The following is a 17,800-nucleotide window of genomic DNA, read 5'->3' on the forward strand; positions in this document are numbered from 1 at the left end:
CAGCGAGACCGACATCATCAACGCCGCTGCCACCAGCATCCTGCACAACCTCACCGGCACCGTCAGCTGAGCGACGGGCCGCAGGCCGTCAGAACGCTGAGCGGTGGTGCCCGCCGTCGACGGCGATGTAGTGCCCCGTCAGGTAACCGGCCTGGTCCGAGCAGAGATAGGCGATCGTGGACGCGATCTCCGTGGGCTCACCCAGCCGTGCGGCCGGCACGCCCGCTGTCTCGATCATCCACGTTCGGCGGTCGTCGGGGTCGGTGAGCCCCTCGTGCGTCTCCAGGTACCAGTTCGTGGTCTTCGTGGCGATCCAGCCGGGCGCGACCGTGTTGATCGCGATCCCGAACCGGGCGTACTCGTCGGCGACGCTCTTGAGTAGCCCGACCGTCGAGGGACGCGTCGCGTTCGCCACCGTGTGCGGCGGCTTGCTCTGCGGCTCCTTCGCCGTGGCCGATCCGATGTGGACGTACCGACCCCACCCCTGCTCCTGCATCGCGGGCAGGACGGCGCGCAGCAGGTGAACCTGGCTCAACGTGTAGGCGCGGTAGGAGTCGACGTAGTCCTCGGCGCGCTCGATCTCCGCGAAGAATCCCCGGACGTGGAAATCTGCCTGCGTCACCACGATCTCCGGTGCGGCCAGCCGCTGGGTCACCTCGGCGACGGCTGCGTTGATGCCGGCCTCGGTGGTCATGTCGGCCGACACCCCGATGGCGTCGCCGCCGCTGCTCACGATGGCGTCGACGGCCGTGTCGATGTGCCGCTGCGTCCTCGCCACGATCGCGACACGCGCACCCTCGGCCGCAAGCATCCTGGCGACTTCGAGTCCGATGCCCTTGCTGCCGCCGACGACGAGGGCCGTCCTGCCGGCGATCCGGTAGTCCACGGGTCTACCGCGGACCGAAGCGCTGGCCGCCGTCGAGACGAACGACCTCGCCGTTGAGATAGGTGTTGGACAGCAGGTGTACGGCGAGATCGCCGAACTCCGACGGCTGACCGAGCCGCTTCGGGAACGGCACGGCCGAGCCGTACGCCTTGAGCGCCTCCTCGCCGACCGACTCCATGATGGGGGTCCGCATCGTGCCGGGTGCGATGCAGCAGACCCGGATGCCGACCGCGCTCAGGTCGCGGGCGGAGACCAGGGTGAGGCCGACGACGCCGGCCTTCGCGGCCGAGTAGGCGCTCTGCCCCATCTGTCCCTCGAACGCCGCGATGCTCGCGGTCGTCACGATCGCGCCCCGCGCGCCGTCCTCGCCGGGCTCCTGCCGGGCGATGGCCGCGGCGCCGAGCCGGAGCACGTTGTAGGTGCCGTTGAGGTAGAGGTCCACGGTCTTGCGGAAGGAGTCCATGCTCGCCGGCGACCCGTCCTTCTGGACGACCTTCTCGGCAACGCCCCAGCCTCCGTGGGCGGTGACGAGGTAGCGCAGCGGAGCAAGTGCCTCGGCGGCGGCGATGGCGGCGCCGACCATGTCGTCGTCGTTGACGTCGGTGCGGACATAGGTGCACCGGTCGCCGAGTTCGGCTGCCAGCTTCTCGCCCTTGTCGTCGGCGAGGTCGGCGATGACCACGGCGGTCCCCTGGTCGATCAGGGCACGGACGGTGGCTTCGCCGAGCCCCCCGGCACCGCCGGTGACGATCGCGGAGGCATTGTTGTCGGTCATCATCGAGACCCTTCTGTCGTGGTGGAGAGGAGCTGCTGGCGCAACTGCTGTTTGGCGACCTTCGCCAGGCCCGTGCGGGGGAGCTCGTCCATCAGCTCGAGCCGCTCGGGAACCTTCTGGGGCATCAGGCCTGCTTCGGCCATCCATGCCTTGAGCTCGACCAGCGTGGGCTGGGAGCCGGCCGCAGGTACGACGACGGCGCAGACCAGCTCGCCGCGCTCCTCGTCCGGCAGGCCGATGACGGCGCACTCGGCGACCTCCGGCCGCGCGATCAGGACGGTCTCGATCTCGAACGGCGCGATGTTCTCGCCCTTGCGGATGATCAGGTCCTTCAGGCGGCCGATCACCTCGAGGTGACCGCTCGGGCGAAGCTGTCCCAGGTCCCCGGTGCGGAACCAGCCGTCCTCGGTGAAGTTGGCGGCAGTGTCTGCGGGGTCGCAGTAGCCGCGGCACACACCGCGGCCGGACACCTGGATCTCGCCGGCCTCACCGGGGCCGACCTCGATACCGTCAGCGTCGACGAGGCGAACCTGGCTGCCCGGAATGACGCGGCCGTCCGTGACAGCGAGGATCTCGTCGGCATCGTCGGGGTTGGCAACCCCGATCATCGGCGCCTCTGTCATGCCGTAGTCGTGGGCGAGCCGGCAGCCGACCTCGGCGGTGACCTCGTGGAACAGGTGTGGCGGGCAGGGTGCACCGCCTCCCTTGAGGGTGCGCAGGGTCGCCAGGGGCGGGCCGCCGGCGGCACGAGCGAACCCGACGAATGCCTGGTAGAACGGCGGCGCGCCGCCGGTCGTCGTCACGCCGTGCTCCTTGAACAGCGCCAGCGTGGGCTGGGGCTCGAACGCCTCGACCAGCAGCACCGGATATCCGCCGGCGAGGGCGGCGATCAGGTACTCGATGCCCCCCACATGAGCGATGGGGAAGGCCATCGCGGCGACTTCCCCGGGCTCTCGTCCCAGGCCGCCGATCCCGCCGAACGCGAGCCCCGTCGTGAGCAGAGTGTCGTCGGTGTGCCGCGCGCCCTTGGGGGTGCCCGTGGAGCCCGAGGTGAAGTAGATCCAGCGGATGTCGTCAGCGTCGTAGGGCTCCCCGAGGCCGGCCACCGGGTCGGCTTCCGGCGCGACGGCGCCGATCTCCAGCACCAGAGGCGAGGTATGCCCCTCCAGCGGAAGCCTGGCGGCGAGCTCGAGGTAGTCGGTCCCCCGCCAGGTGCCCGGCACCAGCAGGGTCTCCGAACCGGAGGTCCGCACCGCGGCGCCCATCTCGCGCTCACGGTAGAGGGGAATGATCGGCGCCTGGATCGCGCCCAGTCGGCGCAGGGCTCCCATCACCAGCACGGTGGAGACACGGGTCGGCAGGGTCCACGCCACGCGGCTCCCCTGCCCGATCCCCTCGCGCGACAGCGCGGCGGCGACCCGGTCCACGCGGGCGTCGTACTCGCCGAAGGTGAGCCGTTCGCCGTCGTCGCCGATCAGGAAGGTCGCGTCCGGAGTCGCCGAGGCGCGGGCGCGGACGAGTCCGTCGAAGGTGGTGCTGGCGATCTGCCAGGGCCACGAAGGCGTCTGGGTCACGACGTCTCCCCGAAGTAGTAGCGGGCGACGAGGTCGGCGACACACGCAGGCTTGACGGAGCCCTCGAGCTCGATCGTCGTCCGGGTCACGACCTGGACGGCGCTCTCCCCGATCCTCTCCACGGAGGCCATCAGGCTCCGCGCCCGGATCCGGCTGCCTTCGCGAACAGCCGCGGGGAAGCGAACCCGGTCCAGTCCGTAGTTCACGCCCATCACGGCACCGTCGATCCGGCGCAGCTGGTTCACGAAGTACGGCACCAGCGAGAGGGTGAGGAATCCATGGGCCACCGTCGCTCCGAACGGGCCCGATGCGGCCCGCTCCGGGTCGACGTGGATCCACTGGTGGTCGAGGGTGTCGTCGGCGAACCCGTCGATCCGCTGCTGGTCGACCACGAGCCAGGGCGTCGGCCCGATCTCGTCGCCCACAGCGGCCTCCAAGTCGGCCATCCCGCGGTAGATGACCGCGTCGGTCGGCGCTTGGTCGGCGTCGGTCAGGTCGATCCGGGTCACGTCACGCCTCCCGGTTGCTCAGCAGGAGGCAGCCCGCGACGGGGCCACCACCGGCACCGACCACGGCGATCTCAGGCTGGCGGGCGACCTGACGCTCGCCGCCCTCACCCCAGAGCTGGACGCACGCCTCGTGCAGGTGGCCGAAGCCGTGCAGCCGGCCCGCGGAGAGCTGGCCGCCCGACGTGTTCAACGGAAGGTCGCCGTCGCGGGCGATCCGGTCACCGCCGTCGAGCAGGTCGCCTGCGCGGCCGTGCTCGACCAGGCCGAGCGCGTCGAGCCAGCTGACGGTGAGGAAGGTGAAGCCGTCGTAGAGCTGTGCCACGTCGACGTCGGCCGCAGTGAGGCTCGTGCGCTCCCACATCGACGCGGCGGCGTCGTAGGCAGCCATCGACGTGACGTCGGCCCGCTGGTCCCAGGTCGGTCGCTCGTACATGCCGGTGCCGACGGACTCGACGACCAGTGGTGTACGACGCAGACCGGCGGATCCGGCGCGGGAGACCACGATCGCGGTCGCGCCGTCACACGGCACGTCGCAGTCGTAGAGCCCGAACGGCGTCGAGATGACCCGCGCGGAGAGGTAGTCCTCCATCGTCATCGGGTCGCGGTAGATCGCCGCCGGGTTCAGGGCCGCGTTGCGGCGTCCGTTGAGCGCCACCTGGCCCAGCTGCTCCTTGGTGAGCCCGTGATCGTGCATGTAGCGCGTCGCCGGCAGCCCGAGCCAGTTCGCCGCCGACAGCGCACCGAACGGCGCGGAGTACTGCAGGTGCGGAGGCAGCTCGCCGCCGGGCACCAGCGCGGAGGCGCGGCCGCCCCCGGCCTGCGCCGTGCCCTCCCAGACCGAGCGGAACACCACGACGTGCTGCGCGAGCCCGAGGGCCACGGCCATGCAGGCCTCGATCACGGGACCCACCTGGGCCGCGGTCTCGATCGAGCCCATGTACCAGCGGCTCCGGATGCCCAGCGCCGTCTGGACCTGCGAGACGTCCGCTCCAGTGAAGCCAGGCGCGGGAACGCCCGGCCCGGGATAACTGGCGACACCGTCGATGTCGTCGAAGGACAGGCCGGCATCGGCCACTGCGCGCTCGATCGCCTCGATGGTGAGGTCGAGGCCGTCGCGCATGAGTCGGCGGCCGACCGCGGACTGGCCGATGCCGCTGATGGTCGCACGACCGTCGAAGGGTCCCCTGCTCATGCCACACCTCCTGCTGGACGGAACAGCGGCAGCCAGATGTCGCCGCGCTGCTCGTCGCTCCAATGCTCGAAGAACACCTCGACCTCCATGCCGATCGCCACCTCAGCGGGGTCGATGTCGACGAGCTGGCTCATGATCCGCACGTCGGGCTGCTCCTCCAGCTCCACCAGCACCACGACGTACGGCGGCGGGAGACTCGGCAGCCACGGCTGGGCGTTGACGGTGAAGGTGGCGACGCGGCCGCGGCCGGAGACCGGGGCGGGCGCGACATCGCGACTGCGGCAGCGCCAGCAGATCGGGCCGGGTGGGTGGAAGAACTGCTCGCAGCTCTCGCAGCGGTAGACGAGCAGGTGGCCGTCCCGACCGCCGGTCCAGAAGGCCTCCGTGTAACCGGATGCGGTGGGCAACAGCCGGAACTCCGGCCGGGTGTAGGGCATCTCAGTCCTTCCCGATCCCGAGCACGGTCACGGCCGAGACCGCGGTGGGACCACCGACGTTGTGGGCGAGCCCCATGCGGGCGTTGTCGACCTGGTTGGCTGCCTCGCCACGCAGCTGCTCGAACAGCTCGACGCACTGCGCGACACCGGTCGCCCCCGGCGGGTGGCCCTTGGCCTTGAGCCCGCCGCTGGGATTGACGGGCAGCCGACCGCCGATGCTCGTCTCCCCCGCCTCGAGGAGCTTGTGGGCACCGAACCGCTCGGCGAAGCCGAGGTCCTCGTACGAGATCATCTCGACGCCGCTGAAGCAGTCGTGCACCTCGGCCACGTCGATGTCCGAGGGCCCGATGCCCGCCATGGCGTAGGCGGCCCGGGCTGCCTTCACCGTCGGCGGGAACGACGTCATGTCGCGCTTGTGCTGGTGCATCACGCGGTCCAGTCCGAGGCCCACGCCACGCACCCAGACCGGGCGGTCGGTGTAGCGGTCGACCACGTCCTCGGCCACCAGGAGCAGCGCGGCCGCACCGTCGCTCTGCGGCGTGCAGTCGAGGAGGCCGAAGGGCTCGACGACCGTGGGGGCCGCAAGGACCTGCTCGATCGTGATCTCGAAGCGCAGCTGTGCCTTCGGGTTGGGCAGAGCGTGGCGGTGGTTCTTCACCGCCACCATGGCCATGTGCTCCCGCGTCGCGGGCGACTCGTGGAGGTACCTGGCGACGTGGAGCGCGAAGTTGGCGGGCGCGATCAGGCCGAGCGGGTAGTCCCAGGCCGAGTCGCGCGTCATCCCCGCCCACTCCCAGAAGGTCGTCCGTGTGGAGGACTCGCGCACCTTGTCGGCACCGACGACCAGGGCGACGTCGACCGCGCCGGATCCGACGGCGTAGGTCGCGTTGCGGACAGCGTCGTTGCCGGTGGCGCAGGCGTTCTCCACGCGGGTGACCGGGATGTCCAGCAGGCCACACGTGTCCGCGAGGATCCCCGACGGGAACCCGTCGGTCGTGCTGAGCTCGCCGAACCAGGCGGCCTCGATGTCGGAACGGTCCAGACCCTTGTCGACGTGGGCGGCCATCTCCGAGACGGCCATGGGGACGAGGTCCTTGATGCCCAGGCCGAAGTGCTCGCGGAACGGGGTCATCCCGGCTCCGACCACAGCGACTCGCCTCATGCCGATGCCTCCTCTCGGTGCTGTGCTGCCTCGACGTCCGCCTCCGGAAGGAAGGCGTACCCGTAGTCGGGGATGCCGGTTCGGGTGGAGATCCGGCGGAACACCAGCGTTCCCCGATCTCCGATCTGCATCGCGCCGGCCTCGACACCGGTGACCTTCACCAGCGCCCGCACGTCCACGTCGTCGAGCTGGACGATGACGAGGGAGTACGGCGTCGGCAGGCCCGGCACCGGCACGTGGACGGTCACACCGGTGTAGACCTCGCCGGTGCGGGGCAGCGGCACGAGGGACCAGCCCTCCTCCGACCCACACTCCAGGCAGCGCAGGCGCGGCGGCAGCGCGAGGGTTCCGCAGGCGTCACAGGAGCCGGCCTCCCATCGCAGCTTCGGCTCGAACGCCCGGTCGTAGGCCGCCAGCGAGATGGCGATGTCCGGGCCCGGCGTGGTCCGGGTGCGCGGGAGGGGCCGCACCTCCGGTGCCACGCTGGCGACCGTCGGCACGCCGTCGACGCGGGCAGCGGTGATGTTCGCCTGCTCGACGGCCAGGACCAGGGCTCCGCCCGGGTCGGCGATCGCGGCCAGCGCGAAGACCGCAGCTGCCCCGCCAATGACCGGCAGCTCGGGGGGCGTTCCGCTGCAGACCTGACGAGCCTGCTTCGCGGCGAGGCCGGCGACGACGGTCGGCCTTTCGGTCAGCTCCAGCTGCTCGATGGAGCGACGCACACCCTGCTCCCACAGCAGCCGCGGGTCGTCGTACTCCCGCACGATGCCGTCGGCCGCGCGCGACTGCGTCGGCATGCTCCGGACCACCCGGCCCTCGACCGACAGCTCAGGTCCCGTCTCGCCGACGAGCACGGCGCCGGCTCCAGCCGGGAGCAGGTCGGCGGCGATCACCAGGGTGCCGGGAAGGGCGCCGGCCACCGCGTCGAGGACAGCTGGCGCACCGCCGACCTGCTCGACGACGACGACGGACTCATCGAGGCCGATACCGGCCAGCAGGGGCGCTGCGTTCCCACCTTCCAGGAGCGGAAGGTCGTGCGAGACGAAGACGACGCGATCGACCGGGACGGTGCCCGCCTTCTCCAGCACGACCCGTGCTGCTGCCACACCCAGTGTCACGGCGTCCTCGTCCAGACCCACGACGCGTCGCTTGCCGTCCGACCATCCGGGAAGGACGGTCCCGATCGCAGTGAGCCGGCTCATCGGGCAACCCCGCCGAGGGCCGTGGGGGTGAGCCCCGGAATGCCTGCAGGCGCAATGCCGAAGACACCGCGCAGCCCGGCGTCGATCTCGCTGACGGAGAGCTTCTCGCCGCCCTGCGACCGATAGCCGGCACCGACCGACCACGGGCGGGTGGGTGCGAGCGTTGCGCCGTCGACACGAAGCACCGCACCGGTCAGCCAGCCGGACTGCTCCGAGCAGAGCCAGGCGACGACGGGTGAGGAGTTCTCCGGGTCCAGGCGGCTCCAGCCGCTCCCCTCCTCGGCCGCGATGCCGGCCGAGGCGGTCATCCGGGTCGCTGCCACCGGCGAGATGCAGTTGGCGGTGACGCCGTAGCGGGCACCCTCCATCGCGGTGGTCAGCGTGAGGTTGGCGATGCCGGCCTTGGCTGCGCCGTACGCCGCCTGCCCGACGTTGCCGGCGAGACCGGTGCCCGAGGTGGTGTTGACGATCCGCGCAGCGACGGGGCGACCTGCCTTGTGCTCGGCGCGCCAGTGGTCGCACGCGTGCTTGGTCATCGTGAAGGTGCCCTTGAGGTGGACGTCGACCACGTTGTCGAAGTCGGCCTCTGTCATCGAGGTGATGGTGCGATCGCGCAGAATCCCGGCGTTGTTGACAATTGCGTCGAGTCTGCCGAACCGGTCCACCGTGCGACCCACCAGGGCAGCGACACCGTCCCAGTCGGCGACGCTTCCGCCGTCCGCCACAGCAGTTCCGCCCGCAGCGGTGATCGTCTCCACGACCTCGTCGGCCGGGTGCTCTCCGCTCGCATCACCGCCCAGTCCCACGCCTAGATCCATGACCACCACGGTGGCGCCGGCGGAGGCGAGCTCCAGGCAGTGACTGCGCCCGATCCCGCGACCACCCCCGGTCACGATCACGACACGGCCATCGAGCAGGCCATCGGTTGACAGCAACGCGCACATCCCTTCAACGAACCTCCGGACAGGGCCGAGGTTAGGGATTCTTGACAGAATCGTCAACTCACGCTCGAATGGGCCCATGACTAACCCCTTCGAGCCCGAGCTCCTGATCGAGGAGCGGGGCGCGGTCCGCCTGGTGACGCTCAACCGACCCGAGCACCTCAATGCGACCAACGAGGCGCTCCACGACGCGCTCGTCTCCGTCTGGCGCCATCTCGCCGCCGACAAGGAGGCCCGCGCCGTGGTGATCACCGGCGCCGGCCGGGCGTTCAGCGCGGGTGGCGACTTCCAGCACTTCGTCGACCTCTGGACCGACCGCGACAAGCGCCGGACCGAGATCGACAGCGCCGGAGTCCTGTTGAAGGAGATGGTCGACTTCCGCCTGCCCCTCGTCGCCGCGGTGAACGGGCCGGCGGTCGGGCTGGGCTGCAGCATCGCGGCGTGCAGCGACATCGTGCTGATCGAGGAGTCGGCGTACTTCTCCGACCCGCACGTGGGCGTGGGGCTGACCGCTGCCGACGGCGGCGCCCCGACCTGGCCGCTGCTGATGGGCATGCTCCGCGCCAAGGAGTACCTCCTCACCAGCGAGCGGATCCCCGCCGCGAAGGCGGCGGAGCTCGGGCTGGCGACGCGCGTCGTGGCCGACGGCACCGTCGTAGAGGAGGCGATCGCGGTCGCCCAGAAGCTCGCCGCCCAGCCGCCCCAGGCGATCCAGAGCACGAAGCAGGCCCTCAACATCCACATCAAGAAGGCCATGGCGGGCGTGCTCGAGTACGCCCTCGCCGAGGAGTACGCGTCGTTCGACACCCCCGAGCACCAGGCGCTGGTCACGGGATTCCTCGAGCGCGCGAAGGCCCGCTCCGCACGGACGGCGTGAGTGCGTGGACGGATTCGCCCCCGAGCTCGGCGTCGACCTCCGCGCCTACGCCGTCGGAGTTCGGAGCTTCCTGACCTCCACGGCAGCGCTGGAGGAGTGGCGGTCGGTCCACTACGAGACCACCGCCGACCGGATCCGTCACGAGGCCGGCCTCATGGGCGTTCTCCACGACGCGGGCTGGAGCCGTTGGGGATGGCCTGAGTCCGTCGGGGGCCTCGGCGGCGGGCTGGTCCACCGCGCGACGCTCTACGACGAGCTCGCCGCCGCCGGGCTGCCGATCCCCCAGCCGACGCTCATGCTCGAGACGCTCGGCCCTGCCCTGGTTCGCTTCGCGCCGCACCTGGCGGCACGGCACCTGCCGGCCTACCTGCGCGGCGAGGAGTGGTGGGGCCAAGGCTTCTCCGAGCCCGACGCCGGGAGCGACCTCGCCGGGCTCCGGACGCGTGCGACCCGGGACGGCGAGGAGTGGGTCGTCTCCGGACAGAAGCTCTGGACGTCGCACGGCGAGACCGCGCACCGCTTCGTCTGCCTGGTCCGCACCGGCGCGCCGGAGTCCCGGCACAAGGGACTCTCCATGGTGCTGGTGGACCGGGATGCGCCCGGCGTCACCGTGCGTCCGATCGCGATCGCCGGCGGCCGCAGCGAGCTGGCCGAGGTGTTCTACGACGACGTCCGGATCCCCGGCGACCAGATCGTCGGCGCGGTCGACGGCGGCTGGAGCGTCGCCATGTACCTGCTGCAGTTCGAGCGATCGGTCTACGGCTGGCAGTGCGCCGCGGTGGCCCTCTCCCGGGTCCGCGAGCTGGTGATCGCCGCAGCGGACCTCGCTGCCGGATCCGGGATCCCCGACGGCCTCACCCGGCGACTCGGCGAGGTCTACACCGACGTGATGACGCTGCGTGCCAAGTCCGCCCAGACCGTACGACGCCTCGCGGCCGGTGAGCCCGTCGGTCCGGAGGCGAGCGTGGACAAGGTGCTGCTCGCGGCCGTCGAGATCGGTCTCTACGACCTCGCCCGCGAGCTGCTCGGTGCCGGTTTCCTCGCCGGCACCGATGTCGTCGACACCGCCTGGCGCGACGAGTGGTGGTACAGCCGCTCCGCCACGATCCTCGGCGGATCCAGCGAGATCCAGCGCACGATCCTCGCCGACCATGTTCTCCGCCTGCCGAAGGAAGGGGTCGCGTGACCGTGCTCGACACCGAAGCCCGCGCGGCCGTCGCCGAGTCACTCCGCGACGTCTTCGCCGACGACTCAGCCCGTGACCTCGCGGCCCGCCTGGACGAGCTCGGCTGGGACGAGGTCGTCAACGAGGACCCCGAGACCGCGACGACCATGCTCTTCATCGAGCAGGGGCGCGCGCTCGCATCGACGAGCCTGCTCGACGATGTCGTCGTCGGCGCCCTCGATCCCGCCCTGACGGGCCACGGCGTGCTGTATCCCTCCTTCACCTCGGTGGGTGCCGGCGTCCTGCTCGGCCCTGTCGACGACCTCGAGCGCGTCCTGGTCCCCGACGCCCGTGGCGTGCGCTCCGTTCCCGCCGCCGCTCTCGAGCTCCGCCCTCTCGGCGGCTTCGACCGGCACTCCGCATGGCAGGTCGTGGTGGGAGCACTCCCCGACGGCGAGCGCGTCGCGGGCGACTGGGTCGCAGCCGAGGCCGCGGGCAGGCGCGCCGTGTCCGCCGAGATCATCGGTGTCTGTCGCGCCGCCCTGGACCTCGCGGTCCAGTACACGAGGGACCGACGTCAGTACGGCCGGCCGCTCGGCTCGTTTCAGGCGGTCCGCCACCAGCTCGCCGAGTCCTACGCCGCGATCGAGGCGGCCGCATCGGCGCTCTCGGCAGCCTGGACCGTCTCGGCCGATCCTGCCCTGGCGCCGTGGGCGGCGCGCTCGGCCAAAGCGAAGGCGGGCTCGGCACAGGACGTCGTACTGCGACGCACGGTGCAGGTCCTCGGCGCGATGGGCCTGACCGAGGAGGGCCCGATGCACCGCTTCGTCGAGCGCGGCGCGACCCTCGACCAGCTGCTCGGGAGCCATGGGCAGCTCGTGGAGCAGACGGGCCGCGACCTGCTCACCGGCACGCCCGCACATCCGGTCGTACAGATCTGGGAGGACACCCCATGAGCACACCGTCACTGGCCGACTTCGCCGACGAGGCCCGGGCCTTCCTCGACGCCCATGCAACACCGCGTGCGTCCGATGGCGCGGTGGTCTGGGGCGAGGGCCCGGACCGGGTCACCTACTTCAGCGACGAGCCGTTCGAGGTCGAGCAGGCGAACGTCCAGGCTGCCCGCGACTGGCAGCGGACCCGCTTCGAGAACGGCTTCGGCTGGATCACCGGTCCGAAGCAGTACGGCGGCCGCGAGCTGAGCATCGCGCACGACCTGGTCTACGACGGTCTCGAGGCCGGGTACGACGTCCCCGACACCGGCGTCATCTCGCTGATCGGGCTCGGCATGATCGCGCCGACGATGCTGGCCCACGCGCGCCCGGAGATCAACGAGCAGTACCTGCCGGCGATGTTCCGCGGCGACGCCATCGCGTGTCAGCTCTTCAGCGAGCCCAACGCCGGCTCGGACCTCGCGAACGTGCAGACGAAGGCGGTGCGGGACGGGGACGACTGGGTGCTCAACGGCCAGAAGGTGTGGACCTCGGGCGCACAGCACGCGCAGCTCGGGATGGCGGTGTGCCGGACGAACACCTCGGTCCCCAAGCACAAGGGCATCACGACCTTCCTCATCGACATGTCGTGGGAGGGCGTCGACGTCCGGCCCCTGCGCCAGATGAGCGGGGGTGCGGAGTTCAACGAGGTCTACCTCGACGACGTCCGGGTGCCCGACACCCACCGGATGGGCGAGGTCGACGACGGCTGGCGGGTGACCATGACGACGCTCCTGAACGAGCGTGCCTCCGTCGGCGGCGAAGGTGCCGGCCCGGCGACGCGGCCGACGTCGCGTGCCAACCTCCTGGCGATGTTGAAGGCCACCGGCCGCGACACCGATGGCGGCGTACGCCGCGACTTCGCCCGGGTGATCGCCGACCAGGCCGCGACCGAGTACCTCACGAGTCAGATGATGCGCCGGGCGCGGGCCGGTGACCTGCCAGGCCCCGAGGCCTCGGTGGGCAAGCTCATGTTCGGCCAGAACCTCACCCGCATCGCCCACCTCGCCGCGGAGATGACCGGGCCCCGCATGCTCGCCGACACCGGCGACTGGGGCACGTTCTCGTGGAACGAGCTCCTGCTCGGCACTCCTGCGTTCCGGATCCTCGGCGGCACCGAGGAGATCATGAAGAACATCCTGGGCGAGCGCGTGCTCGGCCTTCCGAAGGAGCCGGCATGAGCGTCGTCCCCGAACAGATCAGTGCCAGCGACCTCGCTGACCTGCGCAGCTCCCTGCGGGGCCTGCTGACGTCGGCCTCCGACGAGGAGGCCGTGCGCGCGGTGGTCGAGAGCGAGACGGGGTACGACGAGAAGCTGTACGACCGTCTCGCCACCGAGCTCGGTCTCCACTCCCTCGCCCTGCCCACGCCGTACGGCGAGGGATACGGCATGGAGGTCCTCTCGGTCGTCCTCGGCGAGCTCGGTCGGTTCGTCGTACCGGGACCGTTCTTCTCGACCGTGGTGCTCGCCGCAGGTGCCCTCGTCGCCTCGGGAGACCAGGCCGCCATGGAGAAGCACCTCCCCGGCATCGCAGCTGGCAGCACCGTCGCGACGCTCGCGGTCATCGAGCCCGACGGCCACTGGCGCCACGAGGGCTTCACCGTCACCGCTGAGCGCAGCGGGGACGGCTGGTCCCTGTCCGGCACCAAGGCGATCGTGCCCGATCTGCTGTCGGCAGGCGTCGTGCTCGTCGCCGCCAGCACTCCCGAGGGTGACGCCCTGTTCGCCGTCGACACCGCGACCGCCGGCGTCGAGCGGACCGCGCTGCGCACGCTCGACATCACCCGCCGGATCGGCCGACTCGATCTCGATGACGCGTCCGGCACCCTGGTCGGTGCGCCAGGCACGCTGACGGACCTCCTGGACGCGGTGCTGGACCGGGCGACGACCGCCCTCGCTGCCGAGCAGGTCGGCGGCGCGGAGGCGTGCCTGGAGATGGCGGTCGGCTACGCCAAGGTCCGCGAGCAGTTCGGACGCCGAATCGGCTCCTTCCAGGCGGTCAAGCACAAGTGCGCCGACATGTTCGCCCGCATCGAGCTCGCCCGCGCCGCCGCCACCGAGGCCGCCCGCGCCATCGACGGTCGTGACGACGCTCCCCCGGCTGGCGAGGCGGCGGCGGTCGCCCACTCGGTCTGCTCGGAGGCGTTCATGTTCGTCGCCATGGAGACCATCCAGGTCCACGGGGGCATCGGATTCACCTGGGAGCACCCCGCCCACCTGTACTTCCGCCGCGCGAAGGCCGACCAGCTGATGTTCGGCGGCCCGGCGACGTACTACGAGCGCCTGTTGGAGAGGCTCGGCGTCACCAACGAGACGAGCACGAAGTGAGCGACCAAAGGGGACTGCCGCCGATGCGGCCCACCGGCTGGTTCCAGGTGGCATGGTCCGCCGACATCACGATCGGCGAGGTGAAGTCCCTCCACTACCTCGGCACCGACCTGGTCGCCTTCCGGCGCGAGGACGGCACGGTCGCGGTGCTGGACGCGCACTGCCAGCACCTCGGCGCACATCTGGGTGGGGGCTGCGTCGTCGGCAACGACATCCAGTGCCCCTTCCACGGGTGGGTCTGGAGCGGTGAGGGCCGCAACGTGTCGATCCCCTACCAGGACCGGCCCAACAAAGCCCGTCGCATCCGCTCCTGGCCGGTGGCCGAGCAGGACGAGGGCATCTTCGTCTGGCACGACCCCAACGGCGGCCCTCCTCGGTGGGAGCTCCCGAACGTGCGCGAGCAGCTCGGCGCCCACATCGCCGAGCGGAAGTTCGCACCCGTCGGCCCAGACGAGCGCTCGCTCAAGGCCGGCATCCGCGTGCACCCCCAGGTGATCGCCGAGAACGCCGTCGACCCGCACCACTTCCGGTTCGTCCACCAGACCCCGATCTCCCCCACTGTCCTCCACGAGGAGACCGACGGAGCTCGCTGGCAGGCCAAGGTGGGCTTCGGGCGCCGGTGGAGCGACGGGGTCGACCGGCCCGACGACCACGACAACACGATCCAGATCATGTGGTCCGGCATCGGCACGTCCTGGAACGGCGAGCTGCTCGGCCGGGGCGACGACGCCGCGGCCCGGATCATCGCGATCTGCACGACTCCCGTGGACGACCAGTACTCCGACATCTTCGCGACCTACTGGATCGAGGACGGCGCCGAGGACCACGCCGAGCGTCTCGTCCAGGCGAAGGCGGCGCTGGACCAGGACATCTCGATCTGGCACACCCAGATCTACCTCGAGCCGCCCGGCCTCGCGACCTCGGAGGCCGCGGGCTTCCGCCGGCTCCGGCGCTGGGCGAACTCGTTCTACGACGTCGCCGGCTGACGCAGCCGACCCGACACCGCAGCTGACGCAGTCGGCGCTTTCCCGCAGGTCAGCGGACGAGCTCGACGACGGGGATCTCGCGCGGAGCAGCGCGCCGCTCGTGCTGGGCGAAGAAGGGGTACGTCGCCAGCAGCTCGGACCAGATCGCAGCCCGGTCGGCGCCGGTCAGCACGCGTCCCTCGGCGGTGAAGTCCTCCTCGCCCACCTCGACACGCACCGACGGGCTCGCGTCGAGGTTGTGGAACCAGGCCGGGTGTTTGCTGGCCCCGCCGGCGGAGGCGATCACGAAGATCCGGCCTCCGCTGCGGTGGAACATCATCGGGCTGGTGCGCGGCTCACCGCTCTGCCGGCCGACGGTCGTCAGCAGCAGGAGCTGGTCGCGCGTCATGCCCTGCACGGTGAACTCCTCACCAGCGCGGAACTGCTCGATGACCTTGCGGTTCATCTCCTGGATGTCCATCGGTGATCACCTTTCCCAGAGGGCCCGGAGGGTCCGGGCTCGTTCGTCTCGACCCAGGCCCCGCAGGTGGGCGATGCCGTTCTCCGTCACGACGACGTCGACGTCGTACCCCGGCGTGGAGACCGGCCCGGAGAGCTGGTCGACGAGCGTCGGGCGGCCACGGTGGGTCGACGGAACAGCGATCACCGATAGTCCCTGCGGGGAGCGCGCTGCTGCGGCGGCGTAGTCCGGATGCCCGCCCGGACTGGCGATCGGCCGGTCCCGCGGTCCCTCCACGTTGACCTGCCCCTGGTCGTCGATCTCCAGAGCGGTGTTGACCGCGACGAACGGCCCCGAGGACACCAGCCTCGTTCCGTCGTGGGTGAAATCGATGGGGTGCAGCAGCGGCCGGTCGTGTGCCCAGGCGAGGAGCTCGGCGTCGCCGGCGAGATAGGTGCCCATGGGGTTCCCGAGGAGCAGACCGCGGCGCTCGAGGTCCACCACGGCACCGGGGAGCAGCCCCGAATCGATGCTGACCGGAGCCCGGACAGCATCGAGGACAGCGGTGCCAAGCGCACCCGGACCGACCTGGAGCCGGGCACCCTCGGGGATCAGCGACGCCACCTGCTCACCGAGACGGCGGTGAACGTCCTCCGGCTCCGGGAACTCCAGGGTCGCGGGCAGCGCCTCGTCCTCACCGACGATGGTGACGGCGGAGGCGGCCAGTCCGGCCACGCTTGCCCGGGGCAGCTCGGGGGTCACCACCGCAGCGAGGGTCGCTCCGGCGCGCAGCGCGGCCGGCACCCAGCCGACCGCGGCACCGAGCGTCCAGCCGCCTCGGCGGGCCTCGACCACGGACGCGATCACGACGTCGGGGCGGAGCGAGGACTCCATCAGGACAGGGGCCTGCGACCAGCGACACGGGACCTGGGTCACCGTGCCGTCCTTGATCGGACCGCGCATCCCCCATCCGCCCATCAGCACCCGCACATCGGCGAACGCGGTGACGTCGAGAGCATCGTCGGGTGTGGGGAGCCAGCCGAGCACGAGCCGGACGTCCCCCACCTCCCGGGCGATCGCGGACAACTCCGCGGAGACCGTGCGCGGCGCCCCCATGCCATCTGCGATGGCCACGGTGGCGCCGGGCCGGATCAGCTCGGCGAGTGACATCGACCGGTCACGGCTGCCGGGCCGGCTCACGGGGAAGCCCCAGGAGCCGTTCGGCGAGGATGTTCCGCTGGATCTCGGAGGTGCCGCCGAGGATCGTCTGCGCGTGCGCGACCAGCATCCGGCGCACCAGCGGCTCGTCGTCCTCCGACCAGGCCGCGTCGGCTCCGAGCGCCTCGGTGCCGAGGTCGCCGATCTCTCGATAGGTCTCCGAGGTGAGCAGCTTGAGCACGGAGAAGGCGGGGGCGCCGGGCTCCGCGCCCTCCTCGATCGCTCGCTCCCACGTCGTCCGCAGCAGCCAGGTCCGCACCCAGAGGGAGGCGACCCCGTCGGCGATGAGGTCGCGTCGGCCCCGCTGGTCAGCGGCCTCGAGGATCTCCGCGAGCGCTCGGAACATGCCGACCGCGTTGGCCCCCAGCGAGAGGCGCTCGCGACCGAGTGTGGCCGTGGCGACCTTCCAGCCGCCGCCCTCCTCGCCGACGATCGCATCGGCTGGCAGCCGCGCACCGGTGAAGTAGACCTCGTTGAACTTCGCCTCGCCGTCCATCTGACGCAGCGGACGGATCTCGATGCCGTCGGTCGCCATCGGTACGACGAAGACGGAGAGGCCGCCGTGCCCGGATCCACCGGTCCGGGCCAGCAGCAGGCCGAAGTCTGCGCCGACGCCGCCGGAGGTCCACACCTTCTGCCCGTCGACGATCCAGGTGCCGTCGGCCTGTCGTGCGGCCCGGGTGCGGACCGCAGCGAGGTCCGAGCCCGCATCGGGCTCGGAGAACAGCTGGCACCACATGTCGGCACCGGTCAGGATCTGCGGCAGGAACTGCTCCTTCTGCGCCTCGGTGCCGAAGCGCATCAGGATCGGACCGACAAGGTCCGGACCCACGATGTTGAGCTGCCGGGGGACGTCGGCCTCCGCGCACTCTTCGGCGAAGGCAGCCTGGTCCGCGACACTCGCGTCGCGACCGCCGTGCTCGGCGGGCCAGTGCAGGCAGGCGTAGCCCGCGTCGTGCAGCTGGCGCTGCCAGACCCGACCGGTGGGGACGTCCTCCGGGCTCGGCGTCGGCCCGTAGTCGTGCAGGCCCTCCGGGCGGGGCGCCTCGGCGAGCCATCGGCGTACCTCCGCCCGGAAGCCCGTGAGGACCTCCTGGTCCGTGCCCATCGCGGCCC

General features: G+C 71.2%; 18 protein-coding genes. 6 read left to right on the top strand and 12 right to left on the bottom strand.

The features are described 5' to 3' along the window. Positions 1 to 88: 88 nt before the first annotated feature. The 9 genes from D6B71_RS20835 to D6B71_RS20875 are packed head-to-tail and all read right to left on the bottom strand — an operon-like array spanning position 89 to position 8,759. Entirely contained in the window at positions 89 to 886 is a 798-nt protein-coding gene (locus D6B71_RS20835; protein ID WP_121258720.1) for an SDR family oxidoreductase, read from the bottom strand. 4 nt (positions 887 to 890) lie between these two features. Beyond that, on the bottom strand, positions 891 to 1,661 hold the full coding sequence (locus D6B71_RS20840; RefSeq protein WP_206051893.1) for an SDR family oxidoreductase: 771 nt from the start codon (positions 1,659 to 1,661) through the stop codon (positions 891 to 893). Continuing rightward, positions 1,661 to 3,235, bottom strand: coding sequence for a class I adenylate-forming enzyme family protein (locus tag D6B71_RS20845; protein WP_206051894.1), 1,575 nt, complete (start codon positions 3,233 to 3,235; stop codon positions 1,661 to 1,663). Before D6B71_RS20845 ends, D6B71_RS20840 begins: the two co-directional genes overlap by 1 nt. Beyond that, positions 3,232 to 3,744 (bottom strand): MaoC family dehydratase, encoded by a 513-nt coding sequence (locus D6B71_RS20850; RefSeq protein WP_240641614.1) that lies wholly within the window; start codon positions 3,742 to 3,744, stop codon positions 3,232 to 3,234. The genes D6B71_RS20845 and D6B71_RS20850 overlap by 4 nt, the downstream gene beginning before the upstream one ends. 1 nt (position 3,745) lies before the next feature. After that, the gene (locus D6B71_RS20855) at positions 3,746 to 4,936 is read right to left on the bottom strand and encodes a thiolase family protein (protein WP_121258726.1); all 1,191 of its coding nucleotides are present in this window, start codon (positions 4,934 to 4,936) and stop codon (positions 3,746 to 3,748) included. After that, positions 4,933 to 5,373, bottom strand: a complete 441-nt coding sequence (locus D6B71_RS20860; RefSeq protein ID WP_121258728.1) for a Zn-ribbon domain-containing OB-fold protein — start codon at positions 5,371 to 5,373, stop codon at positions 4,933 to 4,935. Before D6B71_RS20860 ends, D6B71_RS20855 begins: the two co-directional genes overlap by 4 nt. A gap of 1 nt (position 5,374) precedes the next feature. Then, positions 5,375 to 6,535, bottom strand: coding sequence for a thiolase C-terminal domain-containing protein (locus D6B71_RS20865; RefSeq protein ID WP_121258730.1), 1,161 nt, complete (start codon positions 6,533 to 6,535; stop codon positions 5,375 to 5,377). Continuing rightward, positions 6,532 to 7,737: an OB-fold domain-containing protein gene (locus D6B71_RS20870; RefSeq protein ID WP_121258731.1), complete on the bottom strand. Its 1,206-nt coding sequence runs from the start codon at positions 7,735 to 7,737 to the stop codon at positions 6,532 to 6,534. The genes D6B71_RS20865 and D6B71_RS20870 overlap by 4 nt, the downstream gene beginning before the upstream one ends. Then, positions 7,734 to 8,759: an SDR family NAD(P)-dependent oxidoreductase gene (locus D6B71_RS20875; protein ID WP_206051895.1), complete on the bottom strand. Its 1,026-nt coding sequence runs from the start codon at positions 8,757 to 8,759 to the stop codon at positions 7,734 to 7,736. The genes D6B71_RS20870 and D6B71_RS20875 overlap by 4 nt, the downstream gene beginning before the upstream one ends. Here D6B71_RS20875 and D6B71_RS20880 point away from each other — a divergent pair. From D6B71_RS20880 to D6B71_RS20905, 6 genes are read left to right on the top strand one after another with little or no spacing between them, the layout of a single operon-like run. Next, a complete protein-coding gene (locus tag D6B71_RS20880; protein ID WP_121258735.1) occupies positions 8,758 to 9,555 on the top strand; it encodes an enoyl-CoA hydratase/isomerase family protein in 798 nt (265 codons plus the stop codon). The two genes, D6B71_RS20875 and D6B71_RS20880, sit on opposite strands and share 2 nt — an antisense overlap. A 4-nt stretch (positions 9,556 to 9,559) precedes the next feature. After that, positions 9,560 to 10,741, top strand: coding sequence for an acyl-CoA dehydrogenase family protein (locus D6B71_RS20885; RefSeq protein ID WP_121258737.1), 1,182 nt, complete (start codon positions 9,560 to 9,562; stop codon positions 10,739 to 10,741). Continuing rightward, positions 10,738 to 11,676 carry an acyl-CoA dehydrogenase family protein gene (locus D6B71_RS20890; RefSeq protein WP_121258739.1) on the top strand — a complete coding sequence of 313 codons (939 nt, stop codon included), beginning with the start codon at positions 10,738 to 10,740 and terminating at the stop codon, positions 11,674 to 11,676. The genes D6B71_RS20885 and D6B71_RS20890 overlap by 4 nt, the downstream gene beginning before the upstream one ends. Then, positions 11,673 to 12,893, top strand: a complete 1,221-nt coding sequence (locus tag D6B71_RS20895; RefSeq protein WP_121258741.1) for an acyl-CoA dehydrogenase family protein — start codon at positions 11,673 to 11,675, stop codon at positions 12,891 to 12,893. The genes D6B71_RS20890 and D6B71_RS20895 overlap by 4 nt, the downstream gene beginning before the upstream one ends. Continuing rightward, positions 12,890 to 14,041, top strand: a complete 1,152-nt coding sequence (locus D6B71_RS20900) for an acyl-CoA dehydrogenase family protein (RefSeq protein WP_121258743.1) — start codon at positions 12,890 to 12,892, stop codon at positions 14,039 to 14,041. Before D6B71_RS20895 ends, D6B71_RS20900 begins: the two co-directional genes overlap by 4 nt. Next, positions 14,038 to 15,027, top strand: coding sequence for a Rieske 2Fe-2S domain-containing protein (locus D6B71_RS20905; protein ID WP_206051896.1), 990 nt, complete (start codon positions 14,038 to 14,040; stop codon positions 15,025 to 15,027). Before D6B71_RS20900 ends, D6B71_RS20905 begins: the two co-directional genes overlap by 4 nt. A gap of 49 nt (positions 15,028 to 15,076) precedes the next feature. Here D6B71_RS20905 and D6B71_RS20910 read toward each other — a convergent pair whose 3' ends face one another. Genes D6B71_RS20910 through D6B71_RS20920 form a run of 3 tightly spaced genes read right to left on the bottom strand, consistent with a single transcriptional unit; the run spans position 15,077 to position 17,792 of the window. After that, on the bottom strand, positions 15,077 to 15,487 hold the full coding sequence (locus D6B71_RS20910; RefSeq protein ID WP_121258745.1) for a nitroreductase family deazaflavin-dependent oxidoreductase: 411 nt from the start codon (positions 15,485 to 15,487) through the stop codon (positions 15,077 to 15,079). Between the two features lie 6 nt (positions 15,488 to 15,493). Next, positions 15,494 to 16,666 (bottom strand): acetyl-CoA hydrolase/transferase C-terminal domain-containing protein, encoded by a 1,173-nt coding sequence (locus D6B71_RS20915; RefSeq protein ID WP_206051897.1) that lies wholly within the window; start codon positions 16,664 to 16,666, stop codon positions 15,494 to 15,496. Then, positions 16,644 to 17,792 (bottom strand): acyl-CoA dehydrogenase family protein, encoded by a 1,149-nt coding sequence (locus tag D6B71_RS20920; RefSeq protein WP_121258747.1) that lies wholly within the window; start codon positions 17,790 to 17,792, stop codon positions 16,644 to 16,646. The genes D6B71_RS20915 and D6B71_RS20920 overlap by 23 nt, the downstream gene beginning before the upstream one ends. Positions 17,793 to 17,800: the final 8 nt, after the last annotated feature.

It is taken from the genome of Nocardioides ferulae, from assembly GCF_003660455.1.
Taxonomy (GTDB): Bacteria; Actinomycetota; Actinomycetes; order Propionibacteriales; family Nocardioidaceae; genus Nocardioides; species Nocardioides ferulae.